Origin of the sequence: Sulfurimonas sp. ST-25 (assembly GCF_048079205.1) — a bacterium.
Lineage (GTDB): Bacteria > Campylobacterota > Campylobacteria > Campylobacterales > Sulfurimonadaceae > Thiomicrolovo > Thiomicrolovo sulfuroxydans.
The window spans coordinates 1,420,130-1,444,853 of sequence record NZ_CP182225.1 but is presented as its reverse complement, the minus strand read 5'-3'; the positions used below and the strand labels follow the sequence as shown (position 1 = coordinate 1,444,853).

Genomic DNA, 24,724 nt, shown 5'->3' with positions numbered 1-24,724 from the left:
GCTTTCCTTTGGTAGAATTATACATGCAATTTCACACGACCCTTCAATCGAACATCATGACCGCGGAGCCGGCGGCGAAACTGGCGGCGTTCCGTACCTTCTATGCCGCGTACCAGGCGGGGGGAACCGTTTTCGACGAGGGATTCACTCCGGTGCAGTTCGACGAACCCTCCTTCGCCTCCGTCTGCGAGATCGTCCCGCCGCAGGACGTCCCCCGGCGCAAGAGCCCCGTGACCGTGGAAGGGCAGATCCTGCTGCTGCACGCCATCACCCACATCGAGTACAGTGCGATCGACCTGGCTCTGGACCACGCTTACCGCTTTACGGGAATGCCAAAAGCGTTCTACGACGACTGGCTCGAGGTTGCCGACGACGAGTGCCGCCACTTCGAGATGCTTCATACCCTGCTTGAAGCGCTCGGCAGCCGTTACGGTGCCCTGCCGGTGCATGCGGGGCTCTTTGAGGCCGGACAGAAAACATTGACCCTGCTTGAACGGATGGCGGTGGTGCCGCGCTATTTCGAGGCGAACGGTCTGGATGCAACGCCGCAGATCCTGGAGAGACTGCTACCGATCAAAAACGACCCTATGATCGGCCGGATCGTCGACGCACTACAGGTGATCTTGAAAGAGGAGGTGGACCATGTCCGCAAGGGGGACCGCTGGTTCGATTACGCCTGTGAAGCGGCGGGGGCGGAGAAGTCGGTCTATTTCGACATCGTCGAACAGTGCTGCCCGGGCAGCTACCCCCGGCAGAAGTACCTCAACGTCGATGCCCGCAGAGCGGCGGGGTTCAGCTGCAGCGAACTCAACCGTATGAGTACGGAAAAGATCTGTTGACGAAAGAAAGCTAATTTGTTACAATAGAATTACATAAAGGTAACAAAAGGGGAACAAATGGATTACGCTTTCTTCGCGCAGACCCAGACCGTCGTCGCTTTAGCGGCACTGGTCATTTTCGGCGCCTCGGTGCTGATTCGCACCGGAGGCGTAAAGGAGCGCTGATCAGCGCTCTTTGACAAAGCTGCTCTCTTCGACGATGACCGGGTAGAAGTATCCGTACCCGAAATCCTTGTCCGTCTCTACTTTTCCCGTCGCAACGACAATATCACCCGCTTTAACATTCGCAACGTCATTGGCCGTGAACACGAGGTCGTCCGTCATGGTATTGCCGGTCCCGTCTTCGAGGTGGACCCAGTTGCGCTTCATGATCTGTCTGGAGATCTTGGTGACCTTGCCGCGCACTTTGATCGTTTTGCCTTTGAGGCTCTGGCGCTTGGTAAAGACCTCGGAGACGCTGTAGCCGCCTTTTGCTTTTTTCAGAACCTCTTTCGGCGCGCTCTGCGGCTGGACACGTTCGGCGGGCGCCGCTGTTCCCGGAGCCATGGAAGCGAACAGGATCTTGTCAAAGGTACGGTCGAGGGCGCGGCTTTTAAAGTTCGTCATCCACATCTGCTCGGTGAAAGAGACGTTCTCGCCCACCTTGACTTTTGCCGCCGCCACCGCGACCCAGTAGGGCGCTTTGCCCTCATTGACTCTCATATAGGTGTAGCCGCCGGCATCCATCGTCTCCACGACACGGGCGGTGTGCTGCACCGGCGCATTCGGGCCGGCTGCCCAGAGGCCGTAAACGGCTACTATAAGAAAGAGTAATGTCTTCATTCGGATTCTCCTCGTTTATTCGGTGTCCGCATCATATCAGACTGTTGCCCAACGAATGGAAATTTGCGAAAAAATATGATCTCAATTATAAAAATTATCGTTTGCGAAGGAAAATTTGATATAATTTTGATTGTTAAGGCTTCTCTAAAATAATACTTTGATACCATGGAGGAAAGAGAAGCGGGAAAATCAAGATTTCGAGGAACGTCGGATGGGCAAATACGCAATGATTACCGATTTTTTGACGAAGTTCCTCATTGACGAAGTCGAAAAAACCGGATTGAAACATGTCGTCGTAGGGCTCAGCGGCGGGATCGATTCCGCCGTGGTCGCCGTACTGGCCCACCGCGCCTTCGGGGACCGTCTGCTCTGCGTGAAGATGCCGTCGCACTACTCCTCGCAAAACAGCCTCGATGACGCCGACGAGCTCTGCGAACGCTTCGGCATCCGTGCGGAGACCCACAGCATCGAACCGATGCTCAAAGCCTACGAGCATGAGGCGATGGACAATCTGCGCATTGGGAACTTTTCGGCACGGATGCGGATGGCGACGCTCTTTGACATCTCGGCGAGGGAGAGCGCCCTGGTGCTGGGCACGAGCAACAAGAGCGAACTGATGTTGGGCTACGGGACCCTTTTCGGGGACCTGGCCAGCGCGGTCAATCCCATCGGGGATCTCTACAAAACGGAGGTCTTCGAACTGGCGGCGCACCTGGACGTACCGCAGAGCATTATCGGCAAACCCCCTTCGGCGGATCTCTGGGCGGGGCAGAGCGACGAAGCGGAGCTGGGGTACAGCTACGCGCAGATCGACGCCGCGCTGCGCCGCTACGTCGAGGAGCGCGCCAGCAAAGCGGAACTGATCGAAGAGGGGTGCGACGCCGCGCTGGTGGAGCTGATCTTGACCCGGATCTACCGCAACCAGTTCAAGCGCAAAATGCCCGTCATCGCGAAACTGACCTCGCGGACGATCAACCATGATTTCAACTATCCACGCGATATCACTTTATAGGAGAAAAGGATGAAAGTACCGTTTTACCGGCCGGAAATCGGTCCCAAGGAACGTAACAAGGTCGAGCAGGTACTGCAGGGCGATGCCGAATTCGCCGTGGAGGATCTCGAAGCGAACTTTGAGAACTATATCGGCTGCGGCTATGCGCTGGCAACCTCCCACGGCACGGCGGCGCTGCACCTGGCGATGCTGGCCATCGACCTCAAACGCGGGGACAAGGTGCTCTGCTCCGTCAACGCCTTCCCGGCCGTGCCGGAAGTCGTCCGCCACTTTGACGCCGAACCGATCTTTATCGACGTCAACGAGTGGACGATGAACATGGATATCGACAAGCTCGAACGCTACCTCGAAGCCAACAGCGCCAAAAAGCTCAAAGCGGTCATCGTCTCGCATATCGCGGGGCAGCCGATGGACCTTGACCGGCTCTACAACATCGCCAAGATCTACAACGTCAAGATCGTCGAAGACGCTTCGGACGCGCTCGGCGCGACCTACAAGGGGAAGAAGATCGGCTCGACGGGGGCGGACATCACCTGTTTCAGCTTCAGCCCCCACATGAAGCAGACCATCAGCAACGGCGGGATGCTCGTCACCGACGATGCCGAGATGATGGAGCGCGCGACCCTGCTGCGCAACCACGCGATGGTGCGTGACGAGGAGGGACTGAGCTACATCTACGACGTCGTCGACATCGGGAGCAAATACACGATGAGTCCCATCGAGGCGGCTTTCAACGACGCCTTCATCTCCCACCAGGACAAGGTGATCGCCCGTCAAAAAGAGGTGGCGGCGCGCTACAGCGAACGGCTCAAAGGGGTCTATCACATCACCCCGCCGGAGATCCACGGAGACCACGCGTTCAGCAACTACATCATCAAGATCGACAAGAACCGCGACGGGTTCGCCCGCGACCTTCTGGCCAAAGGGATCGAGACGGGGCTGCACTACATCCCGCTGCACCTGATGGCGTACTACAAGAACAAGTACAACCTCCGCATCAACGACTTCCCGATCGCCCTGCGTAACTACCAGCAGGTGCTCTCCCTGCCGATCTACGGCTCCATCACGGACAAAGAGGTCGATTACATCTGCGACGCCGTCATCGAACTCGCGAAAACCCGCGTGTGAAACCCCGCCTCGTCGCCTGGGGGGAGCGTTTCTTCTACGCTCCTTCTGCCTTCCAGCGTCTGCTCTCCTACGCGCTCTGGCCCCTCGGTGCGCTCTACTGCCTTATCATGCACCGCCGCTACCAAAACAGCGTGCCGCGTCACCAGGGGATTCCCGTCGTCAGCATCGGCAATCTGACCGTCGGCGGGAGCGGAAAGACACCGTTGACGGTGGCGCTGGCGCAGCGACAGGCGAATCCCGCCGTCGTATTGCGCGGCTACGGGCGCCAAAGCAGCGGGCTGCAGGTCGTCTCAGACGGCCAAAGCGTCCTTTGTGACGTCACGTGCAGCGGCGACGAGGCGATGCTTTATGCCCTGCAACTGCCCCACGCCGTTGTCATCGTCAGCGAGGAGCGCGAAGCAGGTATTGCCAAAGCCAAAGCGATGGGGTGCGGTTGCGTCTTCCTCGACGACGGCTACGGCAAGCATTTTATCGCCAAGTACGACATCGTCATCGACGTCGCGGCCGCCAACGGCTTCTGCCTTCCCGCCGGCCCTTTCCGCGAACGGCTCTGGCCGGGCAAAGCGGTACGCCTTGTGCGGGAGGGGGAGGATTTCACCCGGCGCGTCACGATCAGGGGTGCGGTACCGAAGATGGCGCTGGTCACCGCCATCGCCCGGCCCGAGCGGCTGGACCCCTTTCTGCCCGACGTCGTTGCCAAAGCGACCTTTCCCGACCACCACTTCTTCAGGCGCGGTGAACTGGCCTCCATCCTCGAAAAGAGCGGGGCGGATGCCTTGCTCGTTACTTATAAAGATTACGTTAAAATTCGCCACTTTGACCTGCCGCTCGCGCTGATGGAGCTCCATCTGGAGCTTGACGACGCGCTGGCCGCAGACGTGGAACACTACATCAGGACATACGATGAAAACAAAGATTGATACCGTCAAGACCCTCCTGGAGGCGCTGCCGTTCATCAAGGAGTTCAGAAACCAGATCGTCGTCATCAAGTACGGCGGGGCGGCGCAGACTTCCGAAACGCTCAAGGCGAAATTCGCCAAAGACGTGTTGCTGATGTACCTTGTCGGGATCCGTCCGGTCATCGTCCACGGCGGGGGGCCGCGCATCAACGAGATGCTCTCCAAACTGGACATCCCTACCGAGTTCATCGACGGGCAGCGCGTCACGACTCCCGAAGTGATGCGCATCGTCGAGATGGTGCTGTGCGGCGAAGTCAACAACGAGATCGTCGCGCTGCTCAACTCCCACGGCGCCAGCGCCTTCGGCGTCAACGGCAAAGATGCGCAGTTCCTGCGCGCCCAGCCGAAAGATTCGGGTAAATGGGGCCTTACCGGGGTCATCGAGGATGTCAAAGCCGACGTCATCCACCGCCTGATCGACGAGAAGTTCATCCCCGTCATCGCGCCCATCGCATCCGACGGCGAGACGGGCCATCCGGGCTACAACATCAACGCCGACCTGGCGGCTTCCAAGATCGCCGGGGCCATCGGGGCGAAGAAGGTCGTCTTCATGACCGACACCCCGGGCGTCCTCGACGGCGAGGGCAAACTGCTCTCTTCGCTGACCGAGGAGAAGGTTGAGGCACTCAAAAGCGACAAGACGATCCACGGCGGCATGGTGCCGAAGGTCGACGCCTGCATCGAGGCGATCGAGCGCGGTGTTCAGAAGGCCCACATCATCGACGGCCGCATCGAACACGCCATTTTGCTCGAACTCTTTACCGAAGAGGGTATCGGTACGCAGATCACACTGTAAGGGGCGGGGCAGACACCATGCTCAACGGTATAGCGCTCCTGCTTTTCTGCCAGCTCTGTGGCGAGGCGCTCGTACGACTCTTCGGCTGGCCGGTTCCCGGTCCCGTGATCGGGATGCTGCTGCTTTTCCTCTGGCTCCGCTACCGGGGCCGCTCCTCCCACGACCTTGACCTGACCGCCGACGGACTGCTCAAATATCTCGCACTCCTGTTCGTGCCCGCCGGGGTAGGGGTGATGGTCTATTTTGACGCCCTGGGCGGCACCTGGCTGAAGCTGGGAGTGACGCTGCTCGCCAGTGCCGTGATCACGCTGGTGGTGACGGGGTGGACGATGGAGTGGCTGCTGCGGCGTCAGAAAACGGAGCACACCGATGGTCTTTGACAGCTTCTGGGTCTACCTCGCCGCGTCGCCGCTGTGGTGGCTGACGCTGACCATCCTCGTCTACCTGGCGGCGCAGAAACTCTTTTTAAAAAGCGGCAGCATCGCGCTGCTGAACCCCGTGGCCGTCTCCATCGTCGCTTTGATCGTCCTGCTGGAGCTGAGCCGGACTTCCTATGACGCCTATTTCGCCGGGGCGCAGTTCCTGCACTTCCTGCTGGGCCCCGCGACGGTGGCGCTGGCCGTGCCGCTTTTTAGGCAGATGGCCCGCCTGCGCGCCATCTGGTTCCCCGTGACGGTGTCGCTGGCCGTCGGTGTGCTCGTAGGGGCCTTCAGCGCCGTGGCAATCGGTTATGCCCTGGGGCTGGACCGTGAGACGCTGATCTCCCTGGCCCCGAAATCGGTGACGACGCCGGTGGCGATGGGAATAAGCGAGGTGCTCGGCGGCATCCCGGCCATGACGGCGGCCTTCGTTGTCTTCACGGGCATTACGGGGGCGGTGATCGGACTGCGTATCCTGAAAGCGGCGGGGGTGACCGATGAGAGTGCAGTCGGCGTGGCGATGGGGGTGACGGCCCACGGCGTCGGGACGGCGCGTGCCTTTGAAGCCCACCCGGTCAGCGGTGCATTCGCCGGCCTTGCCATGGCGCTCGCCGCATTCCTGACGGCCCTGCTGCTGCCGCCCGTGTTCGAATGGATGGGATGGCTCTGATCAGGGGCGTTTTTTTCCAAAGGGTAAAAGCATAGGCACCTCTTCGCGGTAACGGCGGTAGGCGCTGCCCAGCGTCTTGACAAGATCCTTCTCTTCGTACATCAAGCCGATAAGAATATAGAGCGTCATGCCCGAAGCAAAGAGCAGGTGTCCGGTGCTCATCACCGGCGTGGCCCAGAGGCCGATGACGGTGCCGGTCTGGATGGGGTGGCGCACATACTTGTAGAACCCTTTTTTCTGGAAGCGTACTTCGGGTTCCGGGATTCCCCGCAGGGCGCGGTACCCCTGGTGCAGCCCGAAAAGCTCGAAGTGGTCGATCTGGAAGGTCGCGACAAAGGCCATGCTCCACCCCAGGACGTAAAGCAGCGTCGTCAGCCAGAAAAACGAGCCGGATTCGAAGGCGTAGAGCGGGGTTGGCATCGGTTGCCACAGCAGCACGATCAGCAGCAGGCAGAGGGCGGAGAGTACGGTGTACGTCGAGGTGCGGAAGGCGACGGGCAGGGTGCCGAAAAGCGCCTCTTTGACGACGGGCCGTGCCATGACGGAGTGCTGCAGGCCGAAAAGCGCGATCAGCGCGAGATCGACGGGCAGGGCAAAGCTGCCGCCGCTGCCGCTGTCGATATTGATCGGCATAAACGACCATGGGTAGACCCAGAGGATCAGCAGCGAGACGGAGACCATCGCCGACAGGTAGGCGAACAGAGCGTAGATAAAGAGAAGAATTTGTTGCATAATGCATTATATTTTATGATAGCTGTTCTTTTTCTGCGCACTCCGGTTTTTCCAGAAGCGTTATAATGAAGCTATGAAAACAGAATCGATTATCGTTTACTGCACCTGCCCCGATCCCGTCAGTGCGAAAGACATCGCCGAAGCCGTGGTGAAAGAGCGGCTCAGCGCCTGTGTCAACCGCCTGCCTGCTGTTATGTCGCACTACATCTTCAAAGGCGAATACTGCGAGGACGAGGAGGTGCTGCTGATCATCAAGACGACCGCCGATGCCTTCGAGCGTCTCAAAGCGCGCATTGAAACGCTGCATCCCTACGACGTACCCGAGATCATCGCGGCCCCCGTCGTCGCCGGCAACAGCGGTTACCTGGCGTGGCTGCAGGAGAGCGTGCAGTGAGCGGCACCCCTTTCCAGCGGGCCGTCTGGGACGCGCTCAAACGCATCCCCGAAGGAAGGGTGACGACCTACGGGGATCTGGCGGCGCATCTCGGCACGCGGGCCGTTCGCGCCGTCGGGACGGCCGTGGGCAAGAACCCCGATGCCCCGGATATTCCCTGCCACCGCGTCGTCCGCAGCGACGGCCGTATCGGCAGCTATTCGGGCGAGGGCGGGGTGAAGCGCAAGATTTCCCTGCTCGCTTCGGAAGGGGTGCAGGTAGGCGCGGGCAGGGTCATGGATTTTGCCGAAAAACGCCACCGCTTCGTTTAGGGCGCCTCTAACTACCGCTTCGCTATAATTGCGAAAATTTTTTCAAAGCGAAGATGATGCAGTTTATCGAGACACGTGGAAATGACGGAACCCATCCTTTAAAAGTGACCTTCTCCCAGGCTATTTTGAGCCCGATCGCCTCTTTCGGCGGCTTGTACGTCCCCGAAACCCTGCCGGAACTGGGCGAAGCGTTCCTGCAAAAGCACCTGGACAGCAGTTACAAGACGATGGCGAAGGATATGCTCACGCGTTTTGCGATCGACATCGACGAAGCGGTCATCGACGAGGCGCTTGCCCTTTACGACGCTTTTGACGACCCTTCCAACCCCGTGCCCGTCGTCAAGGTACGCGAAGACCTCTATGTCAGTGAACTCTACCACGGCCCGACTCGCGCCTTCAAAGATATGGCGCTGCAGCCCTTCGGCATTGTCCTCTCTTCCATCGCCCAGGCGCGCAACGAGAACTACCTTATTCTCGCCGCCACCAGCGGCGACACCGGCCCGGCGGCACTGGAGACCTTCAAAAACCGTGCCAACGTCAAGGTTGCGTGTCTCTACCCCGACGGCGGTACCAGCGACGTGCAGCGCCTGCAGATGGTCACGGAGGATGCGGAAAACCTGAAAGTCATCGGCATCAAGGGGAGCTTCGATGATGCACAGGGCGCGTTGAAGCAGCTGCTGGCATCCGAGACATTCAAAGCAGCCCTCAAGGAGAAGAGCACCTCCCTCTCCGCGGCGAACTCCGTCAACTTCGGCCGCATCATCTTCCAGATCATCTATCACATCCACAGCTACCTCGAACTGGTGCGCCAGGGCGAGATCACCATGGGCGAAAAGGTCTACCTGGACGTACCGAGCGGCAACTTCGGTAACGCCCTGGGCGGCTACTACGCCATGAAGATGGGACTGCCGGTCGAGAAGATCATCATCGCCTCCAACGAGAACAACGTCCTGACCCGCCTCATTACGACCGGAAAATACGACCTGCGCGACGCCCACGTCGTCGCGACGACCTCTCCGGCGATGGATATTCTCAAATCCTCCAACGTCGAGCGCGTCCTTTACGACCTCTTCGGCGAAGCGCGTACCAAAGAGCTGATGCGCTCCCTGGACGAGGAACACAACTACGAGCTCTGTTTCATGGAACTGGACAAACTCCAGGAGTTCTTCGCGGCGGATTACGCGACGGGCGACGAGGGCAAGGCCTATATCAAGGCGGCGTTCGCGGACGGCTACCTGATGGACCCGCATACGGCGACCTGTTTCAAAGCCTATGAGCACTGCGCGAAGAAGGAACTCAAAACCATCGCCTACTCCACGGCGGAGTGGACGAAGTTCTCCCCGACGATCGCGAACGCACTGACGGGCGAAGTCGATACGCACGACATCGACGCGCTCAACGCCATCGCTGCCGAAGCGAAGATCGGTATCCCGGCAATGATCAAGGCCCTCTTCGACAAGCCGGTCACCCAGAAGACCATTATCGAAAAAGAGCAGATCGAAGCGGAGATCCTGAACTTTATCTAACTCCCCTTTGCGGCCTTTTCGGGCTGCAGGGCAACGCTGCTGTCGAATTCGGCGATCATCCTGTCCGCCGAATAGAGCGTTTCTTTGTCCGTCTTCAACGTCTTCTTTCCGATCTTTTCCGAATAATTAATCTGTTTCAGTATGTGTTTGATGCAGTTCAGCCGCGCTTTTTTCTTCTTGTCCGCGTGGATGATCGTCCAGGGGGAGTGATCGGTGTGCGACGCCATGAACATGGAGTATTCGGCGATGGTGTATTTGTCCCAGAGCTCCTGCGAGCGGAGGTCGATGGGGGAGAGCTTGTAGTGTTTCAGGGGGTTGTTCTCGCGCTCTTTGAAGCGTTTGGCCTGCTCTTTTTTCGAGACGGAGAAGTAGAACTTCACGAGAATGATGCCGGCATTGACGAGCATCCGCTCGAACTGCGGGACTTCGTGCAGGAACTCCTGGTGCTCGTCCTGGGTACAGAAGCCCATCACAGGCTCAACCCCGGCACGGTTGTACCAGCTGCGGTCGAAGAGGACGATCTCGCCCGCACTGGGGAGGTGCTCGACGTAGCGCTGGAAATACCACTGCGTCTTTTCGACGTCCGAGGGCTTGTTGAGCGCCACGACGCGCGCGCCGCGGGGGTTGAGGTGTTCGGTGATGCGCTTGATCGTCCCGCCCTTGCCGGCAGCGTCGCGCCCCTCGAAGATGAGCAGCAGTTTCAGTCCCTGCTCTTTGACGTGTTTCTGCAGCTTCAGCAGTTCGATCTGCAGCTGCTTGAGCTCATCTTCGTAGTCAATCACGCTCTTGCGGATCCAGACGGCGACCCGCTTTTTGCCGTTCTTGTTGTGTTCGCGCCGCTCCCGCTCAAACGCCTCGCCGCTTTCGATCCTGCGGTCGTCGTGGACAATCTCTTTGAGGATCTCCCCTTGTTCCAGTTCCGTTCCCAGCATATCGTGCTTCGTGCCCATACACGCTCCTTTGGCTGATTATAGCACGGAAATTTAACTGTGATACAATGGCTCAAAAACGGTTGAGGAGGCAAACATGGCTAATCCGACAGAGCAAAATGGCATGTTCAGCTGGTTCGAGTTGGTGACAGACGACGTGGAAGGTTCGAAAGCATTTTACGGTGAATTGCTAGGCTGGCAGTTTGAGACCAATACGTCAACAGGAATGGAATACACATTGGTAAAGATAGACGGTGTCCCGCAGCCGGTGGCTGGAATGTTCGATAAAAGGCATATTACAGGTGAAGAGACGGATCGCATTCCGTCACACTGGGGGAATTACATTACTGTCGATGATGTCGATGCCGCTGCGGAGCGTGTCGCCGGACTCGGAGGCACCATTATTGTTCCGCCGAAAGATATTCCAGGCGTTGGACGCTTCGCGGTCATTCAAGATCCCCAGGGAGCCATCGTCTCGATCATCACTTATGCATATGTACCGATGGATTAAATCGCTGAGAACTTCTCCTTGATGGTCGGGGCGATCTCGTCGGCATTTTTGAGCTGCGCGAAACAGCTCTGTACGCCGCAGAGCATATAAGAATTGTCGTCGGTGGCCTTGACGTGGAGGTAGGGGTAGGTGACCGTTGAGAGCTCGCCCGCAGCGGAAGCCAGCAATTTGGCGTCGGCTTTGACAACGAGGTTCTCGAAGAGGTAGCGCAGCGCCTGGTTGAAGAGGTAGGGGAAGTAGATGGGCGTCTTCGCCAGGCGGGCCGAGTAGTACTCCAGGGTCTTGAAGGCGAAATGGCGGTACTTCTCTTCGACGAGGATACCGAGGCTCAGCAGCAGGTCGACCATGACGCCGACGGAGCCGGGGTAGGAGCTGTCGGTCGGGTCGGCGTCAGTGATGAACTCGCCCTTGCTAAAGTACCAGCGTCCGTTGTCGTAGAGGGTCTCTAGTGCGCGGTTGGCCATCTGTTGCGCCTGCATGAGGTAGGTGTCGTCGTAGGTCGCTTCGTAGGCCTTGACGAAAGCGGTCCCGAGGTAGGCGTAATCCTCCAGGAAAGCGCCTATTTTGGGCGTACTGTGGATGAGGGCCGTGTGGTAGAGCGTGCCGTCCGGCATCAGGAAACCCTGCAGGGCTTTGAGGGCCGTCACCGCTTTTTTGATATAGACAGAGTCGCTCTTGCCGAGCTCGAAGAGGCCGCGGATCATCATCGCGTTCCAGGAGGTCTGGATCTTGCGGTCGATAAAGGGGTATTCGCGCTCCGTACGCAGACGGAGGAAGACGTCACGAACAGGGGCGAACCACTCGGGGCGTTCGACGGGTTCGGAGAGCCAGAGGATGTTCTTGCCCTCGAAGTTGCCGCCCGGTGTGACGTGGAGGGTCTCCAGGATCGCATCGGCGTCATCTTCGGCAAACCCGTCCTCGATGAGTGCTGCCCTGGCGACGTCGTACGCGGTGATGAAGTAGGTACCTTCCTCCCCCTCGCTGTCGGCGTCGCTGGCAGAGTAGAAGAGGCCGTCTTCTTGCATCTTCGCTGCCATGAAGTCGGCGATCTCCGTAGCTGTGCGGGTATAGGAGGCATCATCGAACATCCGCCCGGCCCGGGCATAGAGCTCGCAGAGCAGCCCGTTGTCGTAGGCCATCTTCTCGAAGTGCGGCACCAGCCACTGCGGGTCGACGCTGTAGCGGCAGAACCCGCCGTCGACGAGGTCGTATATCCCGCCGCGGTGCATTGTGGAGAGGGTCTGCAGCAGCATCTTCTTCGCGTCGGCGTCGTTTTGCAGCAGCACAATGTCGAGCAGGGCGTTCAGCGTGGAGGTGTGCGGGAATTTCGGCTGTTGGGAGAAGCCGCCGTAGGTGCTCTCGAAGTTGTGCAGCGCCTGTTTGACGAAACCGGTGGCCAGGGAGGGCTTCAGGACCGTCGCCTCTTTCGGCCGCGCTTCGGGTTTCAAGTAGTTCTGGATCTCGTCGGCGTTCTGGAAAAGTTTCTCGTCCCCTTCGGCCACCTTCGTCGCGATGATCTCCGTCAGTTCCGTAAAGCCAAGCATCCGCTCGCGCGTGGTCGGCGGGATGTAGGTGCCGGCATAGAAGGGTTTGTTGTCGGGGGTGCAGAAGATGGAAGCGGGCCAGCCGCCCGCACGGCGGTTGAGCAGCTGGTGCACTTCCTGGTAGTACTTGTCGAGGTCGGGGCGCTCTTCGCGGTCGACCTTGATGCTGATGAAGTGCTCGTTCAGGTAGGCGGCAATGGCCTCGTTTTCGAAGACCTCGTGTTCCATGACGTGGCACCAGTGGCAGCTGCTGTACCCGATGGAGATAAAGATCGGACGCTTCTCGTCGCGGGCACGCCTAAAGGCCTCGTCGCACCAGGGGTACCAATCGACGGGGTTGTTTTTGTGCTGCTGCAGGTAGGGGGAGTCTTCGTTGGCGAGTCTGTTGGGCATGGGCGGTCCGTCTCCGTTGGATTAGTGGGGCATTATATACAATCTGCTGCTTAATTAAAAAAAGAAGATCAATGGAAATTATTACATTATGTTTCTGTAAGGTTGAAACGGGCTATAATCCTTTTAAGGACAGTTTCAATAACTGGCAAATCAAGTGCAAAGGATCGACGATGAAACATAAGGGAATACTTGGGATTCTGCCTTTCCTACTGGCAACGGCAGGTCACGGATTGACATTGGAAGAAGCGTATCGGACAGTGGTGGACACCAATCCGGAAATCCGGCAGCGCATTGAGGATTACCGTGCCGTCGAAGAGGATAAAACGATCGCATTCGCTGATTACCTCCCGGTAGTAGATCTGCAGGGATCCGTCGGTTTAAAGCATGACGAAGGTTCCATCGGGCCAATCGGTCCCAATGTGGACTCAGACACCTACATGCATACGGAAGCGTTCGTCCGGGCGCGCGAAAACCTTTTCCGCGGTTTCTCGACGATGCACGACGTCGCACAGCAGGATGCGAGACTGCTCTCCGCGGAGTACTCGCTGATGGAAAAAGTGAGCCAGCTCGGCCTTACCATGATCGAAAGCTATCTGGGCGTGCTGAAGCAGAAGCAGATCCTCGCCCTGACGCTGGAGAACCGCGACACGCACCAGCGCTACTATGACATGATCAAAGAGCGTCTCGAAGCCGGCGTGGGCGCACAGTCGGATATGGAACAGATCTCCGGCCGTCTCGCACTGGCCGAGTCGAACGTCAAGGTCGCCATCAACAATTTCGAAGATGCGCAGACGAACTTCAAGCGTATCTACGGCGAAGCGGTCGACCCCGAGGATATGATGGAAGCGAAGGTCAACGCTGCGTTGATGCCGATGAGTATTGATGCGGCGGAAAAAACGGCGCTTCAGTATTATCCGACCCTGATGGCCAGCCGTAAAAACATCAAGGCGGCGCAGGAGGCATACAGCCAGGCGGCTTACACCTACTATCCGAGCGTCGACCTGGAGGTCAAACAGTCCCATGTCAACAATGACAGGACAGGTGATTACGCATGGCGCACGGATTCGGGCGACGAGAACGAATTCAGCGTGCAGCTGGTCGCATCGTGGAATATCTATAACGGCGGTGCGGATGTCGCCGGCCGCAAAAAAGCGCTCGCTTCCGCTTTCAACGCCTCCGAAAAAATGATGGAGAACCAGCGCCTTGTTTTTGAGCGTCTGAACTACTCCTGGGCGGCCAAAACCCGTATTACGGAGCAGCTGGCATATCTGAAAGAGCACCGTGACTTCACACAAAGGACCCTGCAGGCGTACAACGAAGAGTTCCGCCTCGGACGCCGGACGCTTCTGGACGTGCTGGATGTCGAGAACGAGTACTACACCTCCCGCAAGGCTTACGTCTCTACCCTGTACGATGAGCAACTGGCCGAATACCGGGTCATTGAAAACGTCGGGAGCCTGCCGCTGGTCGCGGAGGTGAAGCCCGAAGAGGTCCTGGCCCTGAAACGCGATGCGATGGCACCGACTGAGGTCCCGGCGTCTGAATAGACGCGGGACGGTCAAAGGCGGTTTTTGATTTGCTCAGGTATTTCGCACTTCTTTCGCTCCTTCTAGGATGTGCAGGACAGGGTGCCACGCAGACTCCCATCGGGGAGAAGGCGTCGGCAGGGCATGCAGCCGTCAACGCGAACGAACAGGATTATTTCGCCCGGAAACGCTTGGAAGCGATGGAGCGAATGCTCAACGGCCTCCGGGACAAGAGTGAAATGGAAAAGCTCAAAGGGGTCAACGACTTCTTTAACCGCGTCCGTTTTGTTTCCGACATCCAAAACTGGGGTGTTGAGGACTACTGGGCGCGCCCGAGCGAATTCCTCGCGCGGGACCAGGGGGATTGCGAGGATTACGTCATCGCAAAGTATTTTGCCCTGAAACGGCTCGGTGTCCCCGAAAAAAAGCTCTTCTTTACCTACGTGAAGGCCGTCAAGTTCAACCAGGCGCATATGGTGCTGACCTATTACGCAGACCCGAAAGCGGTACCGCTGGTCCTGGATAATCTCAATTACCGCATTTTCCCGGCAACGAAACGCAAAGACCTCGTCTATGTCTACAGTTTCAACGCGGAGTCCCTCTTTTTGAATACGCAGCAGGGAAGAGGCAAAACACTTTCAGGCGGGAAGTCGCGCAATAAGGCGTGGGCTGCATTCCTGCAACGCATTGAAAAGGAGGGATTGTGACACTCTTTAAAGAGATCACGCTGGCGATGTCTATTCTGGTGATAGCGCTGCTGGCGATGACGATGTTCAGCAACTACCGGACGAACGTCCGTTTCATCGAGGAGCAGCTCTATACCAGTGCGCGCAACACCGCTTCGTCCCTGGGGCTGGCGATCAGCCGGGCGTCCGACGGCCAGGATGTCGCGATGGCCGAAACGATGATCAACGCGGTGTTTGACAGCGGACTTTACGAAGCGATCGTCTACCGCAACGTCGATGGAAAGGTGCTCTACGAACGCCATACGCCGCTGATCCTCGATGACGTGCCGACATGGTTCGTCGACAGCATCGCTCTGCCGCCTGCGTCCGCTTCCGTGCCCGTGGGCAGGGAGTGGATGCAGGTCGGAGAGCTTCAGATCGAAGGACACCGCGGCAACGCCTATACCCAGATGTGGGATGTACTCAAAGAAGTGCTCGTCAGTTTCTTCATCCTGAGCCTGCTGGCCATGGGCGGGATCTACTTTATGCTGAAGATCGTGCTGCGTTCGCTCGATGCGGTCCGCGAACAGGCGGAAGCCGTCTCGGGGAACCGTTTTATCATCCAGGAGTCGCTGCCGAGAACCAGGGAGTTCCGGGATGTGGTCCAGGCCATCAATACCCTGGTGTTTAAAGTGAAGGAGGTTTTCAAGAAGGAGGCCGACGCCGTCGCCCGCTACAATACGCTCCTGTATGAAGACCGCCAGACCCACCTGAAAAACCGCGATTTCTTTATGATGAAACTGGGCAGCCTGATGTCGGGGGAAGACCGCTTCTCCGCCGGCTATGTCGCCGCGCTGCAGCTGTGCGACCCCGACAAGGTGAAACATGAAGAGGGAGGATACGTCCTGCAGAAGGTGCTCTCCTTTATCGGCGACATTGCCCGCGGCATCGTCAACGGGGTCGAAGAGGGGGTCGCCTGCCGGGTTCGCGAATTCGAAGTGATCCTTATCCTCCCGTCGCTGGAGGAGTCGGATGTTTCGGCGCTGCTCACCTCGGCGGCTGAGAGCTGCAAGGGGGCCGGCTACTGCGTGACGATCGCCGCGGCGGCGTACCGTACCGGCGAAACCCCTTCTGACCTCCTGAGCCATCTCGATTACGCGCTGATGCAGGCGGAAGCCGGCGGGGCCGTACCGGTTCTCTACCGCGAAAAGCACGATCATGTGCCCTCATGGGGACACGACGAGTGGCGGAAACATCTGCGCGATGCGATGCAGTTCGACCGTTTTGTGACCGTGTACCAGCCCGTTGTCGCCCGCAGCGGGGAGACGGTGCAAAAAGAGCTCCTGCTGCGCCTGGAGCTCGAAGGCGAGCTGCTCAACGCCGGGGCATTCATTCCGGTCGTTTCGCACCTCGATCTGCTCGAAGAGCTTGACCGTTACGTCCTTGACAAGATGGGCAAGACCTTTCATGCCGTCGAGGTTGCGGTGAACGTTTCGGAGGATTTTATCGCCCACAGCTCCACGATCGGATGGTTGTCCGCCAGAAAAGATGCCTGGGACGATAATACGCTGGAACTGGCGTTCGAGGTCTCCAACAGCACGGTGCTGAGCGCGCCGGAGCCCGCGGCGGCTTTCTCCATGTTCGTTCAGAAGCAGGGATGGCGTTTCGGCATCGACCACTTTACGGTCGAATCCGAAAAAGATCTGACCTTCCTGCAGCGTGTCAAACCCTCCTACCTGAAGATTGACGCGGCGTACCTGCTCTCCCTGGTCGGTTCCGAGAGCAAACGCGAATCGGCGCTCTTTACCATTGCCAGGCTGATCGACATCGATTTGATCGCGACGGGAGTCGACAGCGAGGAGACGGCAACAAGCCTGTACGAGCACGGCATCGAGCGGCTGCAGGGCTTCTGGATCGGCAAACCGGACAAGGGGGCGGTGTAGATGGGCGAACACAATCGTTCCGGGCTGCTTGATGCCCTGTTGGCCGTTGCAAAACTCTATCACCAGGAAGTGACCGCGGAGATCGTCCTGGCGGGGTTGCCGGTCGACCCGGAGGACCCGAAACTGTTCGAGCCCGACCCCCAGCGCTCCCGTTCGCTTTTTAGCCGGGCGGCGGAAAAGGCGGGCTTCGCCAGTACCCTTCAAAAGAAATCCCTGCGCAAAATCGCACAGCACCTGCTGCCGTGCATCCTCATTCTGAAAGAGGATCGTGCCTGCGTGCTGCTCGAGTTTGACAAAGAGATGGAGTATGCGAACGTGCTGCTTCCCGGCGTTCCCGAGCAGGAGGGGTGGATTCCCATCGAACACCTGGAAGCGGAGTACCTCGGGTACTGTTTCCTGATGAAAAAGAATTTCGGGTTCAGCCTGGAAGCGCAGGAAGAGAAGGAAGAGGACGACGAAAGGCACTGGTTCTGGAGTACGCTGTCGCGCACGAGAACGATCTATATGGACATTCTGGTCGGCTCCTTCCTGGTCAATCTGTTTATTCTGATATTGCCGCTGTATATGCGCAACGTTTTTGACCGGGTGATCCCGAACACGGCCCTCGATACGCTCTGGGTCCTCACCTACGGTGTCGTGGCCATCTTCGTCCTCGAAGCCTTTTTGCGTTTTTTGCGGAGCTACTTTATGGAGATCGCGGCGAAGAAGAGCGACGTGATCATGTCTTCGAAGATTTTCGAGCACGTCATGGATATGAAGCTCTCCGAGCAGATCGGTTCCGTCGGCGCGTTTTCAAGCGACCTGAAACAGTATGAGAGCATCCGGAACTTTCTGACCTCGACCGTCGTGACGACCCTCGTCGACCTCCCGTTTTCGATTCTTTTCTTGTTGGTGGTTTACTGGGTCGCCGGCAATGTCGTCTATATCCCGCTGATGACGATCGTCCTTATCGTCGTGTACGCCTACCTTATAAAAGGACCGATCCGGACGAGCATCCGCAACTCCAACCAGGCATCGGCGGTGAAAAACAGCATTCTGCTCGAAAGCCTCAACGCCATCGAAACGATCAAGGCCTTCAATTACAACAGCGTCATGCAGTGGAAGCTGGAGGAGGCAACGGGGAACATCGCCCAGCGGGGGCTCAAATCCCGCGTCCTCAACGGCTCCATCGCGACGGCGACCTCCTTTCTGATCCGCGTACAGACGGTCGCCGTGATCGTGGCCAGCGTCTACATGATCCACCAGGGTATCCTGACGACGGGGGGATTGCTGGTCGCCTACATCCTTTCGTCGCGGGCCGTCAACCCCGTCGGAAAACTGGTGATGCTGATTTTGCAGTTCAACAAAGCCCGCGCGGGCTTCCGCGCAATCGAGAAGGTGATGGGAAGCGCCGTCGAACACCCCAAAGAGCGGGAGTTTATCAGCGCCAGCCATTTCAAGGGAAAGATCGATTTCGTCAATGTCGATTTCGCCTACCCCGATTCGGCACGCAATGCCCTGCATGACGTCTCGTTTACGATCGAACCCGGCGAACACGTCGCCATCATGGGAGAGATGGGCTCGGGCAAGACGACCATCATCAACCTGCTGATGGGCTTTTATGCCCCCAAGGAGGGGATGATCCTCGCGGACGACGTCGAGATGGATCAGTACGCCCCGGCGGAGCTGCGCAAGCAGATCGCCTACGTTCCCCAGGAGATCGTTCTGCTGCAGGGGACGATCAAGGAGAACATCGCCCTGAAGCATCCCGGCATCGATTCGCACGAGATCGTCGAGGCGGCGCGCCTGAGCGGCGCCCTGCGCTACATCAATCTCAACCCCGACGGCTTCAATATGAAGATCAAGGAGAAGGGACAGAACGTTTCGGGCGGGCAGCGTCAGAGCATCGGGATCGCTCGGGCCCTGATCGACGATTTCTCCTTGGTTCTCTTTGACGAGCCGACCTCGCACCTGGACGAAGAGAGCGAGCGTATCGCCATCCTCGGGATCTCCCAGAAGATCAAGGGGAAGACGGCGCTCTTCGTGACGCACAAAGACGCCGTTTTGGAACTGGTCGAGCGCATCATCCTGCTCGAGCGCGGGGAGGTCGTGATGGACGGTACGAAGGCGGAGGTCCTCGCCTACCTTAAAAAGTCGGAGGTGCACAGTGCTTGACAGTTCCATGCTCTCCAGCCGGCCGCCGAAGCGGCCTTCCGACAAGAGTGATCTGCGTCCCCGGGTCGTTTCGGAGGAGGAGCTGGCCTATCTCAACAGCCGCAGCGCGGCGGTGCTGGAGCGTACGGCCCTGCATTCGCGGCTTTTTCTCTGGATCATGCTGCTGACAGTGGCGGTTTTCATCGTCTGGGCGGATCACGCGATGATCGACGAGGTCGTCAAGGGCAACGGCAAGATCGTGCCGAGCAGTCAGATCAAGCCGATCCAGAACCTCGAAGGGGGGATCGTCAAGGAGATCCTCATCAAAGAGGGCGACCTGGTCAAAAAAGGCGAACCGCTGCTGAAGATGCAGGACATCTACTTCAGTTCGACGGTGGAGAAGACCCGGCTGGAGTATGACGAACTTTATGCCCGCGCGGTCCGTCTGCGGGCGGAGGCCCACGGGACGGCTTTCCTCGAACCCGAGACAAGCGACCCGGCGCAAAAGGTGCTGATCGAGAAGGAGCGCAGTCTTTTCACGAGCAACCGGAAACAGCTCAAAAAGAGTATCGCGGTGCTCGACGCGCAGATCGTCCAGCGCAGCAGCGAGCTCAAAGAAGCGCGGGAGCACTACGTCGAGCTTGAGCGGGAGATGGAACTGGTCCGGAAGGAGATCGAGATCAACAAACCTCTGGTCGAAAAGCGGATCGTGCCCGAGGTCGACTATATCAAGCTGCAGCGCGATGCCAACAACGTTCAGCAGTCCCTGACGACGACAAGACACCAGATTACGTCGACGCGGGCGATGATCGACGAGGCGAAGAGCAAACGCGACGAAGCCGAGCTCGCCTTCCAGAACCGTGCCAAGGAGGAGCTCAACGGCATCGAGGCACAGATGCAGCGGATCAAGGAGTCCCAGGCGGCACTCGAGGACCAGGTGAGCCGGACGTTGGTGCGCTCGCCCGTCGACGGGATCGTCAAGCGCCTCTATGTCACAACGATCGGCGGGGTCGTGACGCCGGGAATGAAGATGATGGACATCCTGCCGACGGGGGATTCGCTGCTGGTCGAAGTCAAGGTCCATCCGCGCGATATCGCCTTTTTGTACCCCGATCAGCGCGCGGTGATCAAGATTACGGCCTATGATTTCGCCATCTACGGGGGACTCAGCGGCCGGGTCGTGCGGATCAGCCCGGACTCCATTAACGAAGCCGACGGCAAAACCTACTACCAGGTCTGGATCGAAACGGACAAAACCTTCCTCGGCACGGTGGAAAACCCGCTGAAACTGATACCGGGGATGGTCGTCAACGCAGAGATCGTGACGGGGAAGAAGAGTATACTCGACTACATTCTCCGACCGCTGCTGCACACGAAAGACAATGCCTTCAAGGAGCGATAGGATGAAACGACTTTACCTCTATTCAAAGCGTGATTCGGTTCTGAAGCACTGGAAAAGCGGGATGTCCCGGCTGTACGACCTGCAGGTGTTCCAGGAGCTCGGGGCGCTCTACGGCGCCCTGGAACAGGCACAGCCTGCGGCGGTCCTGTTCGATTACGACGGCAAAGTCGGGGAGATCGAGGAGCTGCTGCAGTTCCTCAAGGGCTCGAAGAGCGCCGTGATGGCGATGAACAGCAGCCCGGTCTATTCGGATGGCATCGTACTGCTCAGGGAAGGGGCCCGCGCACTGCTCAACACCTATGCCTCCCCCAACAACATCAACCAGGCCGTCAAGGCGGTTATCGGCGGCAATATCTGGCTCTACCCGGAGTTTATCCAGATGATGATCCGACAGAACAGTATGATGGCAGCCCAGCATCACGAGGCGCTTGACCCGCTTTCAGCGCGGGAGCGCGAGCTGGCGGAGATGGTGGCACTGGGGATGAGTAACAAGGAGATCGGCCAGACGGCGGACATCACGGAACAGACGGTCAAGACCCATTTGAAGACGGTGTATGAGAAGCTTGGCGTGGCCAGCCGGCTGGAGCTGGCCATTATGGTCAATAACGCCAGGCGATAACAAATTCATACGAAAGTAGTATTGAGCTGTGGGACGGTTAATGCCTATAATACAGCTAAGATACATCAAAAGGAGATGAGATGGCAACTGCAATCGGAATGGTAACGGCAATTGAAGGCGTTGTGAAAGTGATTGGACCGGGCGGCCACGAAAGGATCGCTGTATCCGGGGATATCATCCACGAAAATGACATCGTGATCACCGGCGATGGCGGGATCGTCCTGAGTCTTGATAACGGCCATACCGTTGAGATCGGCTCACACGAACATGTCGTACTCGACAGCAGCGTAACAGTCGATACGGCGGAAAACGATGCGCTGATCGGTGATGTTACCGCCCTCGAAACCGCCCTGATGGGTGGCGATATGGGTGCGACTGCAGCAGGTCAGGGCGGTGGCCAGGGCAGCGGACTGAGCAACGGCGCCATCTATGAACAGCGTGATGACGCGCGGGGTGACGTCGGTGCCGATCAGGAGGGTGACGAAGTGGGTGCCCGTGGTTTTGCGAGCGCAGATATCGGCAATCCGGCGGATGCCCGTCCGGCGGCTGATACCGATACGGATACAGACACTGACACCGATACGGATACAGATACAGACACCGATACTGATACAGACACGGATACAGATACAGACACCGATACGGACACTGACACCGATACGGATACAGACACCGATACGGATACAGACACAGACACCGACACTGACACCGATAACGATGATGACGATGACGACGATGACGATGACGATGGCAACAACGGTCACGGTAATGACGATGACCACGATGACGACAGCAACCCGGGTCAGGGCGGCGGCGGCCATGGTGCCGATACGGACGATGATTCCGACGATGACGATGACGGCAACAACGGCCACGGCAACGACGATGACCATGACGACGACAGCAACCCGGGTCAGGGTGGCGGCGGTCACGGTGCCGACACGGACGATGATTCCGACACGGATACTGACACGGATATAGACACCGATACGGATACCGACACTGACACGGATACAGACACCGATACGGATACCGACACTGATACGGATACTGATACGGATACAGACACGGATGACGATGACGGCAACAACGGCCACGGCAACGACGATGACCACGACGACGACAGCAACCCGGGTCAGGGCGGCGGCGGTCACGGTGCCGATACGGACGATGATTCCGACACGGATACTGACACCGATACGGATACAGACACAGACACCGATACAGACACCGATACGGACACAGACACCGATACGGACACAGACACCGACAGTGATACTGACACTGACACCGATACGGACAGCGATGACGACCATGATAACGGTCACGGCAACGATGAGGACCATGACGACGACAGTAACCCCGGACAGGGCGGCGGTGGCCATGGTGCGATGGATGCGGAGGACTTCGACCTCTTCGACGACAGCGATCTGGACGATCTGGATGTGGATCCGGATCCGGACAGCGTTGTCTAAGCGGCGGGCTCGTCCCGCTCCGCTTTTACCAAAGGGTGCCTATCTGGCATTTTTTTGTAAGAGCTGATAACAGCATGGATGCCCGAGGGCATGTGAAGGAGAAGGGATGACGGTACCGCACGCGGTCTCCGGCGTGGAAACAGCAGATGAGATGCAGTTTTTTGGGGCGCTTCGGAAGATGCTAGCGGGAGAGCCCTCGGAATTTCTGCTTCCCAAACGGTTTGCACGGAGCTTTGATCCCTCCTGCTCGCAGCTTTATGTTACGCTTTTCCAGCGCGGCGAGAAGCCGTTGCGCTGGGGATCGCGGCGCCGTTCGCTGGCGGAGGGCATACGCCGCGCCGTGGCGGGAGTGCGCAAACGCAAAGGCTTTGAGGCCTTCCATGTTTCCGACCCCTCCGTCTGTCGGATCATGGTCGAGATGGTGACAGAGGAGGTGCCCTGCCGTCTGGAAGAGCTGACGTGGATGGAGGTGTCGCCGGCACGATATGAGCCCGGGGTGACGGGCGTGCGCTGCGTGTATGAGGGGAAGGTGCGTTACGTCATGCCCTCCGATGCCGTGACCCACAGCATCATGAGCGTGACGCAACTGCTGGACTTCCTTGCCAGGCGTTTCGGTCTGGCACAAAAGGGGCAGGATGAGGAGCAACGCGCCGCGATGATGCGCGGAGTGCCGCTGCAGTGCAGTCTCCTGAAAAGCGTTGCCGTCATCACCTATGAAGAGAAATCCCTTCCACTGTACCGGGGGCTGCCGGCGCCTTTTGCCCTTTCGGCCGGCGCCGTGGAGAGCGTGCTGCGCGAGAGCATCGGCTGGCTGGCGGACAATATGCGGCGCGACGGACGCTTCCTCTACTATTACGATCCCTTGCGCGACAGCGAAGCCGATTTTCAGCACCCGAAGAACCCGGCGTATTACAACATTCTGCGCCACAGCGGCGCGACGATCACCCTGCTCGAGGGGTATACGCTCTTCAAAGAGCGCCGTCTGCTGGAGGCGGCGCGCCGCTCCATCGATTATTTCGTAACGACGCTGCAAGAAGAGGAAGATGCGGAGGGGTATCGCTGCTACCCCTTCTATAACAAGAAGTCCAAGCTCGGGGGTGCCGGCATAGGGCTGGCCGCCCTGATGCGCTACCGGCATCTCAGCGGCGACGGGCGTTACGGGCGCTATGAAGAGGGACTTGTAGGGCACCTGCTCAGCCGCATCGACGGGGAGGGGGAGTTGATCGGCTACTACCGCCATCCGCGTTTCGGGAAGGGGGCGCCGCTGGTCGGCATCGATGACAAGACGAAGCGGGGCCTCTTCTCCTTTTACTACCCCGGCGAGGCGCTGCTTGGCCTGGCGCTTTTCCATGCATACGGCGACGGGTCGGATGAATTGAAAGCGCGCATCCGGCATGAGAGCCGCCGGGCACTTGATTTTCTCATCCATATCCGTCCGAAGCGCTATGCCGATCTCTTCGAGCCGCTGCCGGCGGACAGCTGGCTGATGCAGGCGATCGAAGCCTGGGACGGGATCGAAGGCGTCGTCACCGATGCCCACCGGGCCTTCGTATACGGGGACGCGGCTCAGATGATCCGCCATATGTACACGCCTGATGATGCGCTCTGTCCCGATTATGCCGGCGGTTTTTACTACCGTTTCGGTGACCACGTCTACCATGACGGTTCACGCTGCGAAGGGCTGATGGCGGCCTTCCGGCTGGCGCGGCAGCGCGGTGAAAAGGCGCAGATGACGCACATCCTCGGTCCCATGCTCCTGGCGGCGCAGGGGCTGCTCGCCACCTTCAATACGCCCGAATCCGCGTACGCCCACCGCTACCCCGAGCGCAGCGTCGGCAGCTTCCGTTTCAAACTGACGCGCCAGTGGATCCGTGTCGATGCCGTGCAGCATGCCGCCTGTTTCTACGCCCGACTGCTCCCGATCCTGAAGTGACATGCCCGCGCTGAAAGCTTAACCCCCCGCAGATGGGGACGTG

23 protein-coding genes are annotated in these 24,724 nt (G+C 58.6%); 18 read left to right on the top strand and 5 right to left on the bottom strand.

The genetic code is table 11. The features are described 5' to 3' along the window. The first annotated feature begins 23 nt into the window (after positions 1-23). Positions 24-839, top strand: coding sequence for a ferritin-like domain-containing protein (locus ACM66T_RS07350; protein WP_231018187.1), 816 nt, complete (start codon positions 24-26; stop codon positions 837-839). Positions 840-1,004: 165 nt separating this feature from the next. Here ACM66T_RS07350 and ACM66T_RS07345 read toward each other — a convergent pair whose 3' ends face one another. Then, positions 1,005-1,661 carry an OB-fold nucleic acid binding domain-containing protein gene (locus tag ACM66T_RS07345; protein WP_231018186.1) on the bottom strand — a complete coding sequence of 219 codons (657 nt, stop codon included), beginning with the start codon at positions 1,659-1,661 and terminating at the stop codon, positions 1,005-1,007. A 211-nt stretch (positions 1,662-1,872) separates the two neighbouring features. On the opposite strand from ACM66T_RS07345, the gene ACM66T_RS07340 reads away from it, so the two are divergent. From ACM66T_RS07340 to ACM66T_RS07315, 6 genes are read left to right on the top strand one after another with little or no spacing between them, the layout of a single operon-like run. Further along, positions 1,873-2,673 (top strand): NAD+ synthase, encoded by an 801-nt coding sequence (locus tag ACM66T_RS07340; RefSeq protein ID WP_231018185.1) that lies wholly within the window; start codon positions 1,873-1,875, stop codon positions 2,671-2,673. A gap of 9 nt (positions 2,674-2,682) precedes the next feature. Continuing rightward, positions 2,683-3,801, top strand: coding sequence for a DegT/DnrJ/EryC1/StrS family aminotransferase (locus ACM66T_RS07335; RefSeq protein ID WP_231018184.1), 1,119 nt, complete (start codon positions 2,683-2,685; stop codon positions 3,799-3,801). Continuing rightward, a complete protein-coding gene (locus tag ACM66T_RS07330; protein ID WP_231018183.1) occupies positions 3,798-4,721 on the top strand; it encodes a tetraacyldisaccharide 4'-kinase in 924 nt (307 codons plus the stop codon). The genes ACM66T_RS07335 and ACM66T_RS07330 overlap by 4 nt, the downstream gene beginning before the upstream one ends. Next, a complete protein-coding gene (gene argB, locus ACM66T_RS07325; protein ID WP_231018182.1) occupies positions 4,705-5,556 on the top strand; it encodes an acetylglutamate kinase in 852 nt (283 codons plus the stop codon). The genes ACM66T_RS07330 and argB overlap by 17 nt, the downstream gene beginning before the upstream one ends. Before the next feature lie 17 nt (positions 5,557-5,573). Beyond that, a complete protein-coding gene (locus ACM66T_RS07320) occupies positions 5,574-5,936 on the top strand; it encodes a CidA/LrgA family protein (RefSeq protein WP_231018181.1) in 363 nt (120 codons plus the stop codon). After that, the gene (locus ACM66T_RS07315; protein WP_231018180.1) at positions 5,926-6,645 is read left to right on the top strand and encodes an LrgB family protein; all 720 of its coding nucleotides are present in this window, start codon (positions 5,926-5,928) and stop codon (positions 6,643-6,645) included. Before ACM66T_RS07320 ends, ACM66T_RS07315 begins: the two co-directional genes overlap by 11 nt. Here ACM66T_RS07315 and ACM66T_RS07310 read toward each other — a convergent pair whose 3' ends face one another. Further along, positions 6,646-7,377 carry a methyltransferase family protein gene (locus ACM66T_RS07310; RefSeq protein ID WP_416768217.1) on the bottom strand — a complete coding sequence of 244 codons (732 nt, stop codon included), beginning with the start codon at positions 7,375-7,377 and terminating at the stop codon, positions 6,646-6,648. A gap of 73 nt (positions 7,378-7,450) precedes the next feature. Here ACM66T_RS07310 and cutA point away from each other — a divergent pair, with 73 nt between their 5' ends. Genes cutA through thrC form a run of 3 tightly spaced genes read left to right on the top strand, consistent with a single transcriptional unit; the run spans position 7,451 to position 9,608 of the window. Then, positions 7,451-7,771: a divalent-cation tolerance protein CutA gene (gene cutA, locus ACM66T_RS07305; protein ID WP_231018178.1), complete on the top strand. Its 321-nt coding sequence runs from the start codon at positions 7,451-7,453 to the stop codon at positions 7,769-7,771. After that, positions 7,768-8,082, top strand: a complete 315-nt coding sequence (locus ACM66T_RS07300; protein WP_231018177.1) for an MGMT family protein — start codon at positions 7,768-7,770, stop codon at positions 8,080-8,082. The genes cutA and ACM66T_RS07300 overlap by 4 nt, the downstream gene beginning before the upstream one ends. 56 nt (positions 8,083-8,138) lie before the next feature. After that, on the top strand, positions 8,139-9,608 hold the full coding sequence (thrC, locus tag ACM66T_RS07295; protein ID WP_231018176.1) for a threonine synthase: 1,470 nt from the start codon (positions 8,139-8,141) through the stop codon (positions 9,606-9,608). On the opposite strand, the gene ppk2 is transcribed toward thrC, so the two are convergent. Continuing rightward, on the bottom strand, positions 9,605-10,558 hold the full coding sequence (gene ppk2, locus ACM66T_RS07290; RefSeq protein ID WP_231018175.1) for a polyphosphate kinase 2: 954 nt from the start codon (positions 10,556-10,558) through the stop codon (positions 9,605-9,607). The genes thrC and ppk2 overlap by 4 nt on opposite strands. A 76-nt stretch (positions 10,559-10,634) precedes the next feature. Here ppk2 and ACM66T_RS07285 point away from each other — a divergent pair, with 76 nt between their 5' ends. Then, on the top strand, positions 10,635-11,048 hold the full coding sequence (locus ACM66T_RS07285) for a VOC family protein (protein ID WP_231018174.1): 414 nt from the start codon (positions 10,635-10,637) through the stop codon (positions 11,046-11,048). On the opposite strand, the gene ACM66T_RS07280 is transcribed toward ACM66T_RS07285, so the two are convergent. Further along, positions 11,045-12,985, bottom strand: a complete 1,941-nt coding sequence (locus tag ACM66T_RS07280; RefSeq protein ID WP_231018173.1) for a thioredoxin domain-containing protein — start codon at positions 12,983-12,985, stop codon at positions 11,045-11,047. The genes ACM66T_RS07285 and ACM66T_RS07280 overlap by 4 nt on opposite strands. 170 nt (positions 12,986-13,155) lie before the next feature. Here ACM66T_RS07280 and ACM66T_RS07275 point away from each other — a divergent pair, with 170 nt between their 5' ends. From ACM66T_RS07275 to ACM66T_RS07250, 6 genes are read left to right on the top strand one after another with little or no spacing between them, the layout of a single operon-like run. Then, a complete protein-coding gene (locus ACM66T_RS07275; RefSeq protein WP_231018172.1) occupies positions 13,156-14,532 on the top strand; it encodes a TolC family outer membrane protein in 1,377 nt (458 codons plus the stop codon). A 29-nt stretch (positions 14,533-14,561) separates the two neighbouring features. Further along, the gene (locus tag ACM66T_RS07270) at positions 14,562-15,218 is read left to right on the top strand and encodes a transglutaminase-like cysteine peptidase (RefSeq protein ID WP_231018171.1); all 657 of its coding nucleotides are present in this window, start codon (positions 14,562-14,564) and stop codon (positions 15,216-15,218) included. Then, positions 15,215-17,119, top strand: a complete 1,905-nt coding sequence (locus tag ACM66T_RS07265) for a LapD/MoxY N-terminal periplasmic domain-containing protein (protein ID WP_231018170.1) — start codon at positions 15,215-15,217, stop codon at positions 17,117-17,119. The genes ACM66T_RS07270 and ACM66T_RS07265 overlap by 4 nt, the downstream gene beginning before the upstream one ends. After that, positions 17,120-19,273: a type I secretion system permease/ATPase gene (locus ACM66T_RS07260; protein WP_231018169.1), complete on the top strand. Its 2,154-nt coding sequence runs from the start codon at positions 17,120-17,122 to the stop codon at positions 19,271-19,273. Then, entirely contained in the window at positions 19,266-20,654 is a 1,389-nt protein-coding gene (locus ACM66T_RS07255) for an HlyD family type I secretion periplasmic adaptor subunit (protein ID WP_416768214.1), read from the top strand. The genes ACM66T_RS07260 and ACM66T_RS07255 overlap by 8 nt, the downstream gene beginning before the upstream one ends. 1 nt (position 20,655) lies before the next feature. Beyond that, the gene (locus tag ACM66T_RS07250; protein WP_416768213.1) at positions 20,656-21,273 is read left to right on the top strand and encodes a LuxR C-terminal-related transcriptional regulator; all 618 of its coding nucleotides are present in this window, start codon (positions 20,656-20,658) and stop codon (positions 21,271-21,273) included. 257 nt (positions 21,274-21,530) lie between these two features. Here ACM66T_RS07250 and ACM66T_RS07245 read toward each other — a convergent pair whose 3' ends face one another. Continuing rightward, positions 21,531-22,658, bottom strand: coding sequence for a hypothetical protein (locus ACM66T_RS07245; RefSeq protein ID WP_231018166.1), 1,128 nt, complete (start codon positions 22,656-22,658; stop codon positions 21,531-21,533). A 196-nt stretch (positions 22,659-22,854) separates the two neighbouring features. On the opposite strand from ACM66T_RS07245, the gene ACM66T_RS07240 reads away from it, so the two are divergent. Next, positions 22,855-24,681: a protein containing Six-hairpin glycosidase-like domain protein gene (locus tag ACM66T_RS07240; RefSeq protein ID WP_416768211.1), complete on the top strand. Its 1,827-nt coding sequence runs from the start codon at positions 22,855-22,857 to the stop codon at positions 24,679-24,681. The last annotated feature ends 43 nt before the right edge of the window (positions 24,682-24,724 follow it).